Source organism: Streptomyces turgidiscabies Car8 (assembly GCF_000331005.1).
GTDB lineage: Bacteria > Actinomycetota > Actinomycetes > Streptomycetales > Streptomycetaceae > Streptomyces > Streptomyces turgidiscabies.
Window position 1 is genome coordinate 1 of record NZ_AEJB01000512.1, and the last position, 15,792, is coordinate 15,792.

The following is a 15,792-nucleotide window of genomic DNA, read 5'->3' on the forward strand; positions in this document are numbered from 1 at the left end:
GTCGTTGTACGCCAGTCAGATCCGCACTTCCACGGTGCGGGCCAGCCGGTCGTGCAGTCCTCGGCCGTCGCGGTCCCAGATCATGGCCGGAACGGCGACGCACAGCAGGGCCGTGCGCAGCAGGGCACGCAGGGGGTTCACCCGGCCGGTGTCCAGGGCGACCACACGCAGGCCGAAGAGGCGCTTGCCCGGCGTGAAGCCGACGGTACCGACCGTCACCGCGCCCACGACGAAGAAGACCAGCAGGGCCCAGTTGCCGGTCGCCTGGTTGTAGCCGTCGGTGAGCAGGCCGTATGCGATCAGGAGGCACAGGCCCCAGTCGACGGCCAGTGCGCCGAGGCGGCGGCCCGGGCGGGCGATCGAGCCCGGTCCCTCCTCCGGCAGACCGAGCTGTTCGCCCCGGTATCCGAAGTCGACACCGGCATCCTCCGCGGCTGCGCGCGGTCCGGAGAGCCACGAGCCGATTGCGTCCCTGTTGTCCACCCGACCACCGTACTGCTCGCGATTTTCGATACCTACAGGTGGGTCGCCCGGCCGGGGTCCGGTTAACTTGGTCGAAACAAATGGGTCATGTCTGAGAAATCACCTGTCCCTAAGGTCGGATCCAACGTGTGCCACCGCACTGGCCGCACGAACGAACTACCACCCCGGCACGGACGGCCGGGAGTAGGAGGAGCTGGATGTTCCAGAACGCCGACGACGCCAAGAAGTACATCGCGGATGAGGACGTCAAGTTCGTCGACGTCCGCTTCTGCGACCTGCCGGGTGTGATGCAGCACTTCACACTGCCGGCGTCGGCCTTCGACCCGGACGAGGAACTGGCCTTCGACGGCTCTTCGATCCGAGGCTTCCAGGCCATCCACGAGTCCGACATGGCGCTGCGCGCCGACCTGTCCACGGCGCGGGTCGACCCGTTCCGCCGTGACAAGACGGTCAACATCAACTTCTTCATCCACGACCCGATCACGGGCGAGCAGTACTCCCGTGACCCGCGCAACGTGGCCAAGAAGGCCGAGGCGTACCTGGCGTCGACCGGTATCGCGGACACCGCGTACTTCGGTCCCGAGGCCGAGTTCTACGTCTTCGACAGCGTGCGCTTCGCCACCGGCGCGAACGAGTCCTTCTACCACATCGACTCCGAGGCCGGCGCCTGGAACACCGGTGCGGTCGAGAACAACCGTGGCTACAAGGTCCGCTACAAGGGCGGTTACTTCCCGACCCCGCCGGTCGACCACTTCGCCGACCTGCGTGCCGAGATCTCCCTTGAGCTGGCGAACTCCGGCCTCCAGGTCGAGCGCCAGCACCACGAGGTGGGCACCGCCGGCCAGGCCGAGATCAACTACAAGTTCAACACGCTGCTCGCCGCGGCCGACGACCTCCAGCTCTTCAAGTACATCGTGAAGAACGTGGCGTGGCGCAACGGCAAGACCGCGACCTTCATGCCGAAGCCGATCTTCGGTGACAACGGCTCGGGCATGCACGTCCACCAGTCGCTGTGGACCGGCGGCCAGCCGCTCTTCTACGACGAGGCCGGTTACGCGGGCCTGTCGGACACCGCCCGCTACTACATCGGCGGCATCCTCAAGCACGCCCCGTCGCTGCTCGCGTTCACCAACCCGACGGTGAACTCGTACCACCGTCTGGTCCCGGGCTTCGAGGCGCCGATCAACATGGTGTACTCGCAGCGCAACCGTTCCGCGGCCATGCGTATCCCGATCACGGGCTCCAACCCGAAGGCCAAGCGCGTCGAGTTCCGCGCGCCCGACTCCTCCGGCAACCCGTACCTCGCCTTCTCGGCCCTGCTGCTGGCGGGCCTGGACGGCATCAAGAACAAGATCGAGCCGGCCGAGCCGATCGACAAGGACCTGTACGAGCTGGCTCCCGAGGAGCACGCGAGCGTGGCGCAGGTCCCGACCTCCCTCCCGGCGGTCCTCGACTCCCTCGAGCGCGACCACGAGTTCCTCCTCCAGGGCGACGTGTTCACGCCGGACCTGATCGAGACGTGGATCGACTTCAAGCGCACGAACGAGATCGCGCCGCTGCAGCTGCGTCCGCACCCGCACGAGTTCGAGCTGTACTTCGACGTGTGAGTCGGCCGGCGCCACCAGGCGTCCGGTGACGGTGTGCGTCAGCGCCCCCGTCCCCCGTTTCCTCGGGGGCGGGGGCGCTGTCGTGTACGACGGCCTGTCGCGAGGGTCCAGGGGGCGTTGTCAGAGAGCCGCACTATGCTGCGAAGGCCTCGCACGGGCAGGGGACCAGACGGGACACGAAAGGCGACGGGGATGACGGGGAAGTCCGAACACGACGACAGTGAGCGAGAGTTCGACTTCCGATGGGCGCGCGACGCCCCGCACAAGGAGCCTTCCGCCCGGGCCCGTATGCTCGCGGCCCGCTGGAAGGAGAACCCGCCGGAGCCGGTGCCGTTCCGGGGTGAACCCGAGGGGTCGGGGCCGCGCAGATCGTCGTGGATATCGACGGCCATAGTCCTCGGCTGCGTCGGCGCGATCATCCTCCTGCTGGGGTACGCCCAGTTCCGCGCGCCGTACTAGGAGCAGCGCCGACTCCGGCGAGCGGGTGTCGCGCGCGCGGCGGTGACGGGACGGTCGACGTGCCCGAGGGGCCCCTGCAAGCGATAATGATGACTACTCGCACGACGATGCTCCGGTGCTGCCGCATCCGGGTCCGTCCGATCCGGCACGGCGGAACACCACATCCGGCCCCCAGGAGCGGAGGAATCCACGATGTGCCGCTGGATTGCCTACTCGGGTACCCCCATCGTTCTCAGCCAGGTCCTCTTCAAGCCCGCGCACTCCTTGATCGACCAGAGCCTGCACTCCCGCATGGGTGTGGAGACGACCAACGGCGACGGCTTCGGCCTCGGCTGGTACGGCGAGGACCCCGCCGCCAGTCCGGCTGTCCTGCGGGACGTGGGCCCGGCGTGGAACAACCGCAATCTGCGGGAGGTCGCCCACCACGTCCGCTCGGGTCTCTTCTTCGCCCATATCAGAGCGACGACCGGGACAGCCGTGCAGCAGTCCAACTGCCACCCCTTCCGGAACGGTCGATGGATGTGGATGCACAACGGGATGATCAACGGATTCCACCTCCTGCGGCGTGACCTCGCTCTGGCCGTCGATCCGGCCCTGTATCCCGACATCGAGGGTTCCACCGACTCCGAGCTCATGTTCTTCCTCGCCCTCACCTTCGGCCTGACAGAGGATCCTCCCGCTGCCGTGGCGCGCATGGCGGGCCTGATCGAGAGAAGGGGACACGAGCACGGCATCCAGTACCCCCTTCAGATGACCGTCGCGGTGGCCGACGGCGAACGCGTATGGGCCTTCCGCTACTCCAGCGAAGGCCACTCACGGTCGTTGTTCTTCAGCACCAGAGTGGACACCCTGCGCGCACTCCACCCGGACGCCGAGTTCCTCCGTGAGGTCTCCGACGACACCCGCCTCGTCGTGTCCGAACCGCTGGGCGACCTCCCCGGCGCCTGGAACGCCGTACCCGAGAGCAGTTACGGCATCATCCAGCCGGGCCAAGACGTGATCCACGCCTTCCAGCCCGATCTCCAAGGCGCCTCGGCCCGGGGCTGACCAGCCCGCCTGCCGCTCGTGTCAGGACGATGTGCCGCGTGAGTGAGCGAGCGCTGCCCAGGGCGCGGTACTGACGGACCGGGAAGTGAGAGCCTTGTCGGAGACCTACGAGAACGCTCAAGTACCGACCCTTCACGCCGTTCCGTGCGCCGATCCTCTGGGAGACCCGTTTCTGCGCACCCGGTTCGCCCTCCCCACGAAGCCCGCCACCTTCCTGCGGCGGCAGCGGCTCGTCGACCACCTCGACCAGGCTCTCGGGACGCGGTTGACACTGCTCAACGGCGCTGCCGGGGCCGGCAAGACCCTGCTGGCCGCCGACTGGGCCGCCGAGCTGCGGTCGCCGGTCGCCTGGCTCACCGTCGAAGCGGGGGACCGGCGTCCCGGGGTGTTCTGGGCGTACGTCCTGCAGACCCTGAGTGCCTGCGGTGCACTGGCGTCCGACGCGGTCGGGACCCCCTCGGACGCTTCCACGGTGGACCGCAAGCTGCTCGCAGCGCTCGCCGCCGAGCTGAACGATCACGGCCGGCCCGTGGTCCTCGTGCTCGACGAGTACGAGCGGGTGAACGCGCCGGAGATCGCGGAGCAACTGGCGTTCGTCCTGCACCACGCCGGGCGGGGCCTGCGCCTCGTCCTCGTCACCCGCACCGAACCACTGCTTCCGTTGCACCGTTACCGGGCGGCCGGCGATCTGACGGAGATACGCGCCGCCGAACTGGCCTTCACCCCCGAGGAGGCCGTAGCACTGCTGGAGCTGCACCATCTGAGCCTTCCGGTCCACGCCGCGCGGGCCCTGGTGGAGCGCACCCGAGGCTGGGCCGCCGGCCTGAGCCTTTCCGCCCTGGCCGCCCGGGAGAGCGCCGACCCCGAGCTCTACTTGAAGGAGTTCGAGGCGGACCGCAGTACGGTCGCGGACTTCCTGCTGGCCGAGGTCCTCAAGGGCCAGACGCCGGAGACACAGGACCTTCTGCTGCGCGTGAGCGTCCTGGAGCGTTTCTGTCCCGATCTGGCCGACGCGCTGACCCTCCGAACCGATGCCGAGCCCATTCTCTCCGGGCTGCACCACGAGAACGCGTTCGTCGAGCCACTCGGGCACTCGTGGTACCAGCTCCACCCGCTGTTCGGGGAGATACTCCGGGCCCATCTGCGTGTGCGCCTGCCCGGGGTGGAGCCGGAACTCCACCGGCGGGCCGCGCGGTGGCTGCGTCGGTCCGGATCATTCCTGCCGGAGACGCTCGCCCACAGCGCCTCCGCGGGCGACTGGGATTTCGCCGCCGGTTCCCTCATAGACGACCTGGCGATCGGCCAGCTCTTCACCGGCCTGCGCTCGGACGATCTGAACCAGTTGTTCTCCCACATGGGGCCAGATGCCAGAAGCCCCGCCACGGACCTCGTGCGCGCCGCCCACGATCTGTCCCTGTGCGACCTCGAGCGTGGTCAGGCCCGCCTGCGCCACGCCGAGGAGCAACTGGCGGACGACACGCCCGGCCTGCCGGCCGCCCGGCTGAGCTGGGCGCTGCTCGACGCACTGGCCGCCCGGCTGACAGGGTCTCCCGCACGCGTCGAGAGGGCCGCTGAAGCGGCCGACGAACTGCGTCGGGAAGTCCCGGCGCATCTGCTGGACAAGCATCCCGAACTCACCGCTCTCCTGCTGACCCATCTGGGCTCGGCACGCCTGTGGGCCGGGCGTTTCGAGGACGCGCGCGCTGTCCTGACCACCGTGGCCTGCAGTCCGGGCGGAGCCGCCACCGTGCTGCCCCGCGAGGAGTCGATGGGGCACCTGGCCCTCCTCGACTATCTGAACGGCTGGCTCGGCCGGGCCGAGCGCAAGGCACTGGCGTCGGTGTCCGAGGCGGAGCGGGGCGGCCAGGACCAACCGTCCGGCTGCGGCATCGGACAGCTGGTCCTGGCCGCCGTGGCTGTCGACCGCCATGAACTGGACCGGGCCCAGGCTCTCCTCGACGAGACGGCACAGCTCCCGTCGGGAACACGCGATCCGGTGATGGCGGCGGGACGAGCCCTCGCCGAAGCTGACCTCCTGCTGGCCAGGGGCAGGACAGGCGCCGCCGTCGACAAGGCGAACCCGGCCGTCTCCGCCGCGGTGGCCTCGCCCTGGGCGGCAAGCCATGAACTGCTCGTCACCTCGGCCGCCCACCTGGCGGAAGGACAGCCGGACAGAGCCGCCGAGGTGCTCCAGGGAGTCGCCGTCGACCAGCCGCTGTGTGCTGTGCGGGCCGCGGCGATCCAGCTCGCCACAGGGCATCGCGAGGCGGCCATCGACCTGCTCGACAGCATCCGAGCCGAGGGCAGGACCGGTCCGGCGGTGACCGTGCGGGCAGCGCTGGTCAGGGCTCAGGCGGCCGATGAGGCGGGAGACGCCGCCCTTGCCCGCAGACTCGTGACACAGGCGCTCCTCGACGCCCGGCGGGAGCGGCTGCGGCGTCCGTTCCTCAATGCCGGAGCGTGGATCAGGCCCCTTCTGGCCACGGATCCGCTGCAGTCGCTGACAACGGGCTGGCTCACGCCCGGCTCGGCGCGACACGGTGAGTTGCCCCGGCCGCCTGAGTCGTCGCCCCCACCGCTCGTCGCGGCGGAGCTGAGCGGACGTGAGCACGACGTCCTGGAGCGGCTGGCCCGGATGATGTCGACCGAGGAGATCGCCGCCGACCTCTACGTGTCGGTGAACACGGTGAAGACCCACCTCAAGAGCGTCTATCGGAAGCTCGCGGTGAGCCGGCGAGGCGAAGCGGTGCGCCGCGCGCGGGAACTCCGACTGCTGTGAACACGCGTCGGTGCCCGCTCCTCCCCCTTGGCGGGTGAGGCACCGGGCGCGTACTTCGGCTGCTATGGGAGGTACGGCGGGGCGTTGGCCGGGTCTGCGGCCCGGGCGGCTCAACCGGCATAGCGGCCGACTCGGCGAGGTGGACACTGTGAAGCACTGGCGGGCTCTGATCGTCCTCGGCGCGGCCCAGTTCCTGATGGTGCTGGACACCTCTGTCATGAACGTCTCCATCAGCCAGCTGGTCGAGGACTTCGACACCGAGGTCACGGCCATCCAGGCCGTCATCACGCTGTACGCGCTGGTCATGGCCGCGTTCATGATCATCGGCGGCAGGTTCGGGGACATCCTGGGGCGTCGCCGTATGTTCCTTCTGGGGATGATCGTCTACGGAGTGGGGTCGGCCCTGACCGCCGTGGCGCCCACCCTGTGGGTCCTCGCGCTGGGCTGGTCCGTCATCGAGGGGCTCGGAGCCGCCATGGTGCTGCCGGCCATGGCCGCCCTCGTCGCGGAGTCGTACCACGGGCGGGACCGGGCCGTCGCCTACTCGGTCATCGGCGGGCTCGCCGGCGCCGGGATCGCGGTCGGCCCGCTGCTGGGCGGCTGGGTGACGACGTATCTGACCTGGCGGCTGGTCTTCGCCGGCGAGGTAGTGGTCGTCATGGCAGTCCTGCTGTGCCGCCGCGTGATCGCGACACCCGCCCCGACCGGCCCGCGCCCCCGGCTGGACGGTGTCGGCGCGGTCCTCTCCGCGGCCGGACTGGCGCTGGGCGTGCTCGGGGTCCTGCAGAGCAGCACCTGGGGATGGGTGCAGCCCCGTAACCCTCCCTTCACCGTCTTCGGCTTCGCTCCGACGCTGTTCGTCGTCGGCGCCGGGGTGGCTGTCCTGGCCCTCTTCAGTCGGTGGGAGCGACGGCGGGACGAAGCGGGCGCCGACCCGCTCGTCCATCTGTCTCTGCTGCGCAGGCCCGTGCTGCGGTCCGGCCTGTTGACGCTGCTCAGCCAGAACCTCATCCTGCTGGGGCTGTTCTTCACCATCCCGCTGTACTTGCAGGTGGTTCAGGGGTTCGACGCCTTCGAGACGGGTCTGCGCCTGCTCCCGGTGTCCGCCACCATGCTCGTGACCTCCCTGTCCGCGTCCTCGCTGGGGCGGACGATGGGACCGCGCCGGGTGGTCAGGCTGGCCCTGCTGACCCTGACGGCGGCCATCGTGTGGCTGCTGGCCACCATCGACCCGGTCATCGACGACGCCCAGTTCGCCGGAGCGATGGCCCTGCTGGGCGTGGGCGTCGGCCTGCTCGCCTCGCAGCTGGGCAACGTCGTCCAGTCCAGCGTCGGTGACGAGGAACGCAGCGAGGCCGGAGGGCTTCAGTTCACGGCACAGAATCTGGGCTCGGCGCTGGGCACCGCCCTCATCGGGTCGATCCTCGTCGGTGCGCTGGCCCACGCCTTCACCACGCAGGTGGCGGACAACCCGCGCCTGTCGGAAGAGACCCGTCAGCAGGTCGGTGTCGCTCTCCAGGCCGGGATCGCCTTCGTCCCCACCGATCAGGTGCGCTCGGCGGCCGAGCAGGCCGGGTTGCCGCCGTCAGAGGTCGACGCCGTCGCGGACTCCTACTCATCCGCCCAGCTGAACGGCCTGAAGGCGGCGATCCTGGCCACCGGCGGCATCGCTCTCGCCAGTTTCCTGGTCACACCGAACCTCCCGACCGCCCGGAAAACCCGTTCCGCGCCGGCCGGAGCAGACGCTCCGGCCGGGGTGACCTGATCGACGCGACGAGTCCGGAAGGAGTCACCGGTGTCCAGGACCACAGCCACGATCGGCCCGGCCACGGCCCGCAGCGCGCGCCGGGCCGAGCACCGAGCCCGATCGGACTACACGGGCGGTGTCTACGGATCCATGCTCGCGGCCTCCGTGGTGGTCGGCGCCGGCTCCCTGGGCTCGTTCCCCCGCGTCGAGCTCGTGCTGCTTCTGCTGCTCACCGGCGTGGTGTTCTGGATGGCGCACGTGTACGCCCAGCTGCTCGGGGCGCACCTGGCACAACAGGCGCCGGACCGCCGGGTCGTGCTGCTCGTGTGCCGCGGCGAGTGGCCGATCGTCAACGCCGCCGTCCCACCGGCCGCCGCGGTGGCCGTCAGTCCGCTCCTGGGCCTGGATGTGCGAGGTGCCCTCTGGCTGGCTCTCTTCGTCGCCGTGGCCGGCCAGGTGGGCTGGTCAGTGGCCGCGGCCCGCCGCGCCGGTGGTTCACGGCGGCTGGTGACCGTCACCGCGTCGGTCAACCTGCTGCTCGGCCTGCTCATCGTCTCCTCCAAGGTCTTTCTGAAACATTGATCCGTGGCGTCCGCCGTCCGACGACGGGTCACCTGTCCCGGGTGAGTCCCGAAACGGCACGGAGGCGGACGATCGCAGGGAAGGGGCGCCGTCCGCCTGTCCCGGCAAGCCCGTAGGAGGACAGCTCGTGCGCTACGAGATCCGCGTCGAGGGACATCTGTCGGAAACGATGGCCAAAGCCTTCCCTGAGCTGGGCCACGTCGTCATGTCCGGCCAGACCCTCCTGTTCGGCCCCGTTGTGGACGAGGCGCACCTGTACGGGCTGCTGGCGCGCTGCCAGTCACTGGGACTGCGTGTCGTGGAGATGCGGCAGCTGCCTGAGTGACGGGACCCGGCGATGCGCGGGACCACCGGATCGGCCTCTGGAGAGACGTACAGCAGATCGGAGCCGCTCCGCCCTGATCCGGCCGGGGTGGCGGGCGGCGTCAACCGCCTCGAAGTCCCGCTCGTTCTGGTCGGCGTAGGACTCAGCGAACTCGGCGAACGCGCGATCGAAGCGGTCGCTGCCGCCCAGGCAGGCGGCGAGGGCGACGGGATCGCCCGAGCGGGTGTGGGCCCGTACCAGGGGCGCCCCGCGCACCCGGCCGAAGAGGGCGAGCAGCCCCGGCCCGATGGTCTCCTGCCGTGCGATGCCTTGCAGTCCCACAGCCGGCGCACGCAGAAGCCCCGGCACTGGGTACGGTCGTCATCCGGCCTCTCCGTCCCGCGTCCCGGCGTCGGTGCCGGAACGCGGCTCCGCCGTCGGCCCGCGGCGCTGTCGGCGCAGCCCGGCCTGGACCGCGCTCGCCAGCACCCGTGCGGCGATGCCCACGAGCAGCAGCCCTCCCGCCATCTGCGCCATCGTCAGCACGCGCCCGGCCTGGGAGCGTGCCGCGATGTCCCCGAAGCCGACAGTGCTGAACGTCGTCAGAGCGAAGTACAAGGCGTCCGTCCTGGTCAGCGACTCACTGAAGGAGCCCGGCGTGGAGCGGTCCAGCAGGTAGTAGGCGCCGGCGAAGAGGACCAGGAACAACGCCACTGTGGCGGCCAGGGCCTCGACGGCCTTCAGGCGCGGGTGGGGTGAGCGCGTGATGGCCCACACCTCCCACCCGAACACCAGCAGCATCCCCACCAGACCGCACACGAGCAGCGCCGACGAGGCCGCCGTGCCGTGTTCGTCCAGGGGCAGCAGGTAGTAGGCGGTGACAAGTCCGGCGGCGATGAGCACGGCGCGGGTCAGGGCGACGGCCGCCGCCCACCGGCCGCCGCGGAAAGGCCGCCGGTGGGCGCCCGGTTCGGGCCGGGTGCGGGCCGTCCGGGGAGTGCTCGGATCGCTCATCTCACGTCTCTTCGTTCCGTACGGCCGAGAGGCCCAGGGGAGGGGACAGGCGCCCTGGTGACTCCCACCTCACTGCCACGGCAGCTCCGAGGGATCACCCGTGGTGGGTGACCCCAGCGCCCGGTGCAGACGTGACCCTGGAGCGGCCAGGTCCCTGACACAGCGCCCTTTCCCGTCACCGCCGCATCCGGCCCTCCCGGGCCGACTGACAACCTACGGAGGAGCCATGACCGTGCCACGTGGTCCGGCATCGAGCACCGGACAGGAACACGAGCCCGACGGGGCAGGCCCCGGTCCCATGTCCGACTCCTCGGACGCACTCGCACGGCTCGGCCGTTCGTGGAAATGGCTCCTGGGCTCGGCCGTCGCGACGCTGGTGCCGGGCATCCTGGTACTGGTCTGGCCGGAGGAAACCCTGCACGTCCTGGCGGTCCTCATCGGCCTGCACCTGCTGGTGGCAGGGGCGTTCCGGTTCGTAGCCGCCTTCGGCCGGGAGGAGCACGGTGAACGGCTCCCGGAGCTGCTCCTGGCCGTGCTGTACGTCCTGGCCGGGGTGCTGTGCCTGCGGAACCCGCTGCAGACCATCGCCGTGCTCTCGCTGATCGTAGGCGTCCTCTGGCTCGTGTCCGGCATCCTCACCCTCTTCACGGCCATCGCCACCAAGGACCTGCCGCACCGCGGCGTCGTCCTGGGCGTCGCGGTGCTCGGCATCGTCGCGGGGATCGTGGTGCTCGCCCTGCCGACGGAGTCGGCCCGCGCCCTGACCCGGCTGCTCGGCCTCTGGCTCGTCCTGCTCGGCCTGGCCGAGACCGCGGTCGCCCTCGCGTGGCGGACCGCGCTCCGCAGGACACACACCACGGGGCCGCACACGCCCGCCGGGACGGCCTGACACCGCACCCGCCGCTCCGGCGGGCGCGGTGGACGCGCCCGGACCTTCCGGAAGGGAGTACCCATGAACCCGGCCTCGACCCCTGATTCGCCGGACTCCGGTGGAACCGCAGAACCGCAGCACGTCATCACTGCCGATGAGCGGGCGGAGTACGAGCGAATGCGCCGCCACGCGTCAATGCGCCATCGGCGGTTGCGCCGGGCCGGCTCGTCGGTCCTCCTTCTGCTGGCCCTGCTGCTCGCGCCCGTGGCCGTCGTCGCGGCCTGGGTCCAGGACACGGTCTCCGACACCGACAGGTACGTGAAGACCGTCGCGCCGCTGGCGTCCGACCCGGCCGTGCAGGAGGTCGTGATCAACCGGCTCACGGACCGCGTGGTGAAGAACGTGGACGTCGCCGCGGTGACGGACGCGCTCGCCACCTCGCTCCGGAAGGCCGGGGCGGCACCCCGCATCGTGGCGGGCGCCGAGTCCCTCGAGGGTCCGCTGCGGAACGCGGTCAGGACGGTCGTGGACCGCACCGTCACCCGTGTGATCACCGGCGACGCCTTCCAGCAGGTGTGGGAGGGGGCCAACCGGCGCTCGCACGCCGCGGTGGTGGACATGCTCACCGGTGACGGCAAGGGTGCCGTGCGCGCCGAGGGCGATGCCGTCCGGCTGAACGTGGGAGAGGTCGTCGACCAGGTGCGGGAGCGGCTCGTCGCCGCAGGCTTCGACAAGGCGTCCGCCATCCCCGACACCGACCGGACGGTCACGCTGTTCCAGACCAAGGAGCTGGGCAAGGCGCAGGACGCGATGCGGTTGCTGGACGTTCTCGGCACCTGGCTGCCCGTCCTGACCGTCGTGCTCGCCGCACTCGCCGTGTGGACCGCTCCGGCACGCCGGGTGATGCTGATGATCACCGCGGCGGGGGTCGGCGTGATGATGGTCGTCCTGCTCGTCGCGCTGGCCGTGGTCCGACGGGTCTATCTCGACTCGGTCCCGCCCGCGGCGCTGCCCACCGACGCGGCCGCGGCGATCTACGACACGTTCCTCCGGTTCCTTCGCGACAGCACGCGCACTCTGCTGGTCGTCGCCGTGATCACCGTACTGATCGCGTACCTGTACGGTCCCGGACGCCCCGCCCGCGCCGTCCGCGCGACGGCGGTACGGGGCACGACGGCCACCGGCCAGGCGCTGAGTCGCGCCGGGGTTCCCACCGGATCCACCGGACGCTGGCTCACGGCCCACCGGGCCTGGACCACCGGTGGCGTGATCGCGGCCGGAGCGCTGGCGCTGGTGCTCTGGAACCACCCCACGGTCCCAGTGGTGACGCTCATTCTCGTCATTGCCGTGGCCGTCCTGCTCATCCTGGCGATCGTCGCGGCCGCCGCCGGACCGGACGACCGGGCGGCGGGCCGGGCCGGCCCGTGAGTCATGGCCGGGAAACCCGGACTCGAGCGCACGTCCCTCAGGCACACGATGTCGCTCAGGCGCAGGGCGTCCCTCAGATACACGGCCGCGCGGGTCGCGGCGGGCCTGCGGTCGGGGGCCGCGGCCCGGCTGCTGTCCCGTCTGTCGGCGCTCAACCTGGTGGAGGGCTCCGTACGGCTGGCCGCGCAGGCGTTCCTCACCGCGCTCCCACTGCTGATGACCGTCGCGGCCTTCGCCCCCGGCTGGATGCAGGACCTGCTGGCCGACTCTCTCCGCGCGGTTCTGGGAATGCGCGGCGACACCCTCGACGAGATGCGCCAGGCATTCTCCGCGACCGGCACGACGCGGGACACCACCGGAGCGGTGGGCCTGGTGGTGACGCTCGTGTCGGCCACAGCGTTCAGCCGGGCGCTTCAGGCGGTGTGCGAGCGGTGCTGGCAACTGCCGCGCGCACCGGTGCGGGCAGCGGTCTGGCGCTGGCTGCTCTGGCCGGTCGTCTGGCTGGCCTTCCTGCTGTTCCAGGCACCGCTGCGCGGCGGGTTCGGCGCGGGATCGGTGACCGGGCTTGTGCTGTCCGTGCTCTCGGCGACGCTGCTGTGGTGGTGGTCCCAGCATCTACTGCTGGGCGGGCGGATCGGCTGGCTGAGCCTGCTGCCAGGAGCGGTGCTGGCAGGCACCGGTACGGTCCTGCTGAGCCGGGCCGCCCGCGTGCTGATGCCCACGGCCATGGAGCGCAGCCTGGACGAGTTCGGCCCGCTGGGCCCCGTATTCACGTTCCTTTCCTGGCTGATCGCCGTCTTCCTGACGGCCGTCTCGGGCCTGGCCCTCGGCGAGTACGTCGCCTCCACCACCTGGTACCGGACGCTCACCGCACCCCGCGGTGGCGGGGGCACCGACCCGTGATCCGACGGCGGAACGTGTCGCCCGGTGGCACCCGCACCGCGCGCACACTCACCCGCGCCGGGTGAGGCCCCCCGGTGACAGCCGTGGGCACGCTGAGTACCGCACCGAACTGCTGCCGGGCGAACGCCCGGAACGGAGGCCGGATATGACCGCGCACACCTACCTGGCGTACGACTTTCCCCTGCTGGGCGCCTTCTGGACCATGCTCGTGTTCTTCCTGTGGATCATGTGGTTCGTCCTGCTCTTCCGGATCATCGGCGACATCTTCCGGGACGACGGACTGAACGGCTGGGCGAAGACCGGCTGGCTGGTGTTCTGCATCCTGCTGCCCTTCCTGGGCGTGTTCGTCTATGTGATCGCCCGCGGCAAGAACATGGGCCGCCGGGAGGTCAGGCAGGCGCGTGCGCAGCAGCAGGAATTCAACGCCTACATCAGGGAAACCGCGTCCGGCGGCCCGCCCAGCAGCGTCGACGAGCTCGCCAGGCTGTCCGAGATCCACGACCACGGCGACATCACGGACGAGGAATTCCGCAGGGCGAAGGATCTGGTCCTCGCCGGCCACGGTCCGGCGCAGCACTCGGGCTCTGCCGCTCACACCTCCCGTGGCTGAGCATCCGCACGACACGAATCGAGGCACAGGATGACCGCGACACACACCCGGCCGGAATACACGGCGAAGCAGGAATGGGCAACCGGCCTGACAGCCTTCGCGGCCGTGATGCTCTCCCTCGTCGGCCTGCTCGACATCTTCCGGGGCATCATGGCCATCGCCGAGGACGACATCTTCGTCACCACGCGCAACTACGCGTTCGCGTTCGACCTGACCAGCTGGGGCTGGATCCATCTCGCGCTGGGCGTGATCGCCGTCATCGTCAGCTTCGGGCTGCTCAGGACCGCGACGTGGGCGCGCGTCATCGGCGTGGCCATCGCCGGACTCGTCATCGTCGCCAACTTCCTCTCCCTGCCGTACTACCCGGTGTGGTCGGTCGTGATGATCGCGCTGTCGTCCTTCATCATCTGGGCCCTGTGCGTGGTCCCGCACGACAACAACCTCTACGACCTCTCCGGGGAGGGCACACCACGCGACGTCTGAGGCGGTTGCGGCGCGGGGAGGTGAGTGAGACCGACGCGTGTGGCCCGGGGTCGTGAGAGAAGGACCGGCAGATGGGACGACACGGCGAGCACCCGAGAGCATCCGGTGGGACAGACGCCGCGACCGTACGCGGGGACAGTCCCGGACGGGCTCGCCTCGCCGTGTCCGCCCTTCTGGGGAGTGTGCTGGTGCCGCTCGTCGCCGCCGGTCTGCGGAGCGTGCTGTGGGCGCTGGTCGGCATCGCCGGACTGGCGCTCGCCGCCGTCGGGGTGTGGTGGACCCTGGCACACACCGGTGTGCTCCGTGCCCTCGGGGTGGCCGTTTCGCTGCTCGCACCGGTGGCCGTCCTCGCCCTGTACGCGACGTCCGGCATACTCTGGGCGGCCTGTCTGTCCCTGGCTCTGTGGGCGCTGGCCGTCGTGACGGCGCGCAGCGCCCTGGCCCCCGGGCACGTCGCCTCCGAACAGGCGGTTGCCGAGGCGCCCCGGCGTCCCTGGGTCCTCATGAACCCGCGCTCCGGTGGCGGCAAGGTGGGCCGGTTCGGCCTGGTGGAGAAGGCCCGGGCGGCCGGCTGCCAGGTGGTCCTGCTCGACGGGGTCCAGGATGTCTCCGAGTTGGCCCGGCAGGCCGTCACCGAGGGGGCCGATCTGCTGGCCGTGGCGGGCGGCGACGGCACCCAGGCGCTGGTGGCCGAGGTCGCCGCGGGCCACGGCCTGCCTTTCGTGGTGATTCCCGCCGGTACCCGCAATCACTTCGCCCTCGATCTCGGCCTCGACCGCGACGATCCGGCGAAGGCGCTGGAAGCCTTGACCCACGGCGTGGAACTCCGCATCGACCTCGGGTACGCCGCGGACCGGGTCTTCGTCAACAACGCCTCGTTCGGAACGTACGCATCCGTCGTCACCGAATCCGCGTACCGCGATGCCAAAGCCCGCACGACCCTGCGAACCCTCCCCGGCCTGCTCACAGGCAAGGACGCGCCCAGACTGCGGATGCGGGCCGACCGGACGCCCATCGACGGACTTCAGGCGCTGCTCGTCAGCAACAATCCCTACGGACGTGCCGTCGACGCCGCCCGTCCGGGGCGTAGGGAGCGATTGGACTCGGGTCTCCTGGGCGTGGTGTGCGTGCGGGTCGGCAACACCGCTCAGGCGGCGCGCGTCGTGGGCGGTCCGCGCTCCGGGGGAATCGTCCGGCTGAGCGCAGGGGAAGTGGTCGTCGAAGCGGACACGGACACCCTCCCGGTCGGCATCGACGGAGAACACGTCGTTCTGCCGTCACCCGTGGTGTGCCGCAGCGTGCCCGGGGCACTCCGGGTCCGCGTGCCTCGTCGTCGCCCCCACGCACCGCGGGTCAGCGGCGGCGCAGCCGACTGGCCGCGCGTGGCACGGCTGGCGCTGGGCCGCCATCGCCGAGCCGACGACAGCTCCACCGAGGGCAGGTGACACCGAGCCCCCGACGGATACGAGTGACCG

16 protein-coding genes are annotated in these 15,792 nt (G+C 70.6%); 13 read left to right on the top strand and 3 right to left on the bottom strand.

Annotated features, from left to right (window positions below; all coding sequences use genetic code 11):
* Window positions 1–15 precede the first annotated feature (15 nt).
* The gene (locus STRTUCAR8_RS36835; protein WP_006381392.1) at window positions 16–483 is read right to left on the bottom strand and encodes an RDD family protein; all 468 of its coding nucleotides are present in this window, start codon (window positions 481–483) and stop codon (window positions 16–18) included.
* Window positions 484–680: 197 nt separating this feature from the next.
* Between STRTUCAR8_RS36835 and glnA the strand changes: the two genes are divergently transcribed.
* The 7 genes from glnA to STRTUCAR8_RS36870 all read left to right on the top strand — a co-directional run bounded on the left by glnA (window position 681) and on the right by STRTUCAR8_RS36870 (window position 9,029).
* The gene (gene glnA / locus STRTUCAR8_RS36840) at window positions 681–2,090 is read left to right on the top strand and encodes a type I glutamate--ammonia ligase (RefSeq protein ID WP_006381399.1); all 1,410 of its coding nucleotides are present in this window, start codon (window positions 681–683) and stop codon (window positions 2,088–2,090) included.
* Between the two features lie 192 nt (window positions 2,091–2,282).
* Window positions 2,283–2,549 (top strand): SCO2583/SCO2584 N-terminal domain-containing protein, encoded by a 267-nt coding sequence (locus tag STRTUCAR8_RS36845; RefSeq protein ID WP_006381391.1) that lies wholly within the window; start codon window positions 2,283–2,285, stop codon window positions 2,547–2,549.
* A 192-nt stretch (window positions 2,550–2,741) separates the two neighbouring features.
* The gene (locus STRTUCAR8_RS36850; protein ID WP_006381388.1) at window positions 2,742–3,596 is read left to right on the top strand and encodes a class II glutamine amidotransferase; all 855 of its coding nucleotides are present in this window, start codon (window positions 2,742–2,744) and stop codon (window positions 3,594–3,596) included.
* A gap of 94 nt (window positions 3,597–3,690) precedes the next feature.
* Window positions 3,691–6,375, top strand: a complete 2,685-nt coding sequence (locus tag STRTUCAR8_RS36855; RefSeq protein WP_006381401.1) for a winged helix-turn-helix domain-containing protein — start codon at window positions 3,691–3,693, stop codon at window positions 6,373–6,375.
* A 148-nt stretch (window positions 6,376–6,523) separates the two neighbouring features.
* Window positions 6,524–8,140, top strand: coding sequence for an MFS transporter (locus STRTUCAR8_RS36860; RefSeq protein WP_006381394.1), 1,617 nt, complete (start codon window positions 6,524–6,526; stop codon window positions 8,138–8,140).
* Window positions 8,141–8,170: 30 nt separating this feature from the next.
* A complete protein-coding gene (locus STRTUCAR8_RS36865; RefSeq protein ID WP_006381395.1) occupies window positions 8,171–8,704 on the top strand; it encodes a hypothetical protein in 534 nt (177 codons plus the stop codon).
* A 127-nt stretch (window positions 8,705–8,831) separates the two neighbouring features.
* The gene (locus STRTUCAR8_RS36870) at window positions 8,832–9,029 is read left to right on the top strand and encodes a hypothetical protein (RefSeq protein WP_006381397.1); all 198 of its coding nucleotides are present in this window, start codon (window positions 8,832–8,834) and stop codon (window positions 9,027–9,029) included.
* Here STRTUCAR8_RS36870 and STRTUCAR8_RS36875 read toward each other — a convergent pair.
* Together STRTUCAR8_RS36875 and STRTUCAR8_RS36880 are read right to left on the bottom strand one after the other, a co-directional pair.
* On the bottom strand, window positions 8,985–9,350 hold the full coding sequence (locus STRTUCAR8_RS36875) for a DUF2252 family protein (RefSeq protein ID WP_407705511.1): 366 nt from the start codon (window positions 9,348–9,350) through the stop codon (window positions 8,985–8,987). The genes STRTUCAR8_RS36870 and STRTUCAR8_RS36875 overlap by 45 nt on opposite strands.
* A 39-nt stretch (window positions 9,351–9,389) precedes the next feature.
* The gene (locus tag STRTUCAR8_RS36880; RefSeq protein ID WP_006381402.1) at window positions 9,390–10,022 is read right to left on the bottom strand and encodes a potassium channel family protein; all 633 of its coding nucleotides are present in this window, start codon (window positions 10,020–10,022) and stop codon (window positions 9,390–9,392) included.
* A 226-nt stretch (window positions 10,023–10,248) separates the two neighbouring features.
* Here STRTUCAR8_RS36880 and STRTUCAR8_RS36885 point away from each other — a divergent pair, with 226 nt between their 5' ends.
* The 6 genes from STRTUCAR8_RS36885 to STRTUCAR8_RS36910 all read left to right on the top strand — a co-directional run bounded on the left by STRTUCAR8_RS36885 (window position 10,249) and on the right by STRTUCAR8_RS36910 (window position 15,762).
* Window positions 10,249–10,911 carry an HdeD family acid-resistance protein gene (locus tag STRTUCAR8_RS36885; RefSeq protein ID WP_044473525.1) on the top strand — a complete coding sequence of 221 codons (663 nt, stop codon included), beginning with the start codon at window positions 10,249–10,251 and terminating at the stop codon, window positions 10,909–10,911.
* A gap of 63 nt (window positions 10,912–10,974) precedes the next feature.
* A complete protein-coding gene (locus STRTUCAR8_RS36890; RefSeq protein WP_006381389.1) occupies window positions 10,975–12,321 on the top strand; it encodes a hypothetical protein in 1,347 nt (448 codons plus the stop codon).
* 48 nt (window positions 12,322–12,369) lie between these two features.
* Complete coding sequence (locus STRTUCAR8_RS36895; protein WP_006381390.1) at window positions 12,370–13,224, top strand: hypothetical protein; 855 nt, start codon at window positions 12,370–12,372, stop codon at window positions 13,222–13,224.
* Between the two features lie 145 nt (window positions 13,225–13,369).
* Window positions 13,370–13,834: an SHOCT domain-containing protein gene (locus STRTUCAR8_RS36900; RefSeq protein ID WP_006381400.1), complete on the top strand. Its 465-nt coding sequence runs from the start codon at window positions 13,370–13,372 to the stop codon at window positions 13,832–13,834.
* 30 nt (window positions 13,835–13,864) lie between these two features.
* A complete protein-coding gene (locus STRTUCAR8_RS36905) occupies window positions 13,865–14,317 on the top strand; it encodes a DUF7144 family membrane protein (RefSeq protein WP_006381393.1) in 453 nt (150 codons plus the stop codon).
* Between the two features lie 71 nt (window positions 14,318–14,388).
* Window positions 14,389–15,762, top strand: a complete 1,374-nt coding sequence (locus tag STRTUCAR8_RS36910; RefSeq protein WP_006381398.1) for a diacylglycerol/lipid kinase family protein — start codon at window positions 14,389–14,391, stop codon at window positions 15,760–15,762.
* The last annotated feature ends 30 nt before the right edge of the window (window positions 15,763–15,792 follow it).

What these genes read in the sequence shown, in the direction of transcription:
- glnA (WP_006381399.1), top strand. Translation starts at nt 681, where the DNA reads ATGTTCCAGAACGCCGACGACGCCAAGAAGTACATCGCGGATGAGGAC.
- STRTUCAR8_RS36845 (WP_006381391.1), top strand. Translation starts at nt 2,283, where the DNA reads ATGACGGGGAAGTCCGAACACGACGACAGTGAGCGAGAGTTCGACTTC.
- STRTUCAR8_RS36850 (WP_006381388.1), top strand. Translation starts at nt 2,742, where the DNA reads ATGTGCCGCTGGATTGCCTACTCGGGTACCCCCATCGTTCTCAGCCAG.
- STRTUCAR8_RS36880 (WP_006381402.1), bottom strand. Translation starts at nt 10,022, where the DNA reads ATGAGCGATCCGAGCACTCCCCGGACGGCCCGCACCCGGCCCGAACCG.
- STRTUCAR8_RS36885 (WP_044473525.1), top strand. Translation starts at nt 10,249, where the DNA reads ATGACCGTGCCACGTGGTCCGGCATCGAGCACCGGACAGGAACACGAG.
- STRTUCAR8_RS36890 (WP_006381389.1), top strand. Translation starts at nt 10,975, where the DNA reads ATGAACCCGGCCTCGACCCCTGATTCGCCGGACTCCGGTGGAACCGCA.
- STRTUCAR8_RS36895 (WP_006381390.1), top strand. Translation starts at nt 12,370, where the DNA reads ATGTCGCTCAGGCGCAGGGCGTCCCTCAGATACACGGCCGCGCGGGTC.
- STRTUCAR8_RS36900 (WP_006381400.1), top strand. Translation starts at nt 13,370, where the DNA reads ATGACCGCGCACACCTACCTGGCGTACGACTTTCCCCTGCTGGGCGCC.
- STRTUCAR8_RS36905 (WP_006381393.1), top strand. Translation starts at nt 13,865, where the DNA reads ATGACCGCGACACACACCCGGCCGGAATACACGGCGAAGCAGGAATGG.
- STRTUCAR8_RS36910 (WP_006381398.1), top strand. Translation starts at nt 14,389, where the DNA reads ATGGGACGACACGGCGAGCACCCGAGAGCATCCGGTGGGACAGACGCC.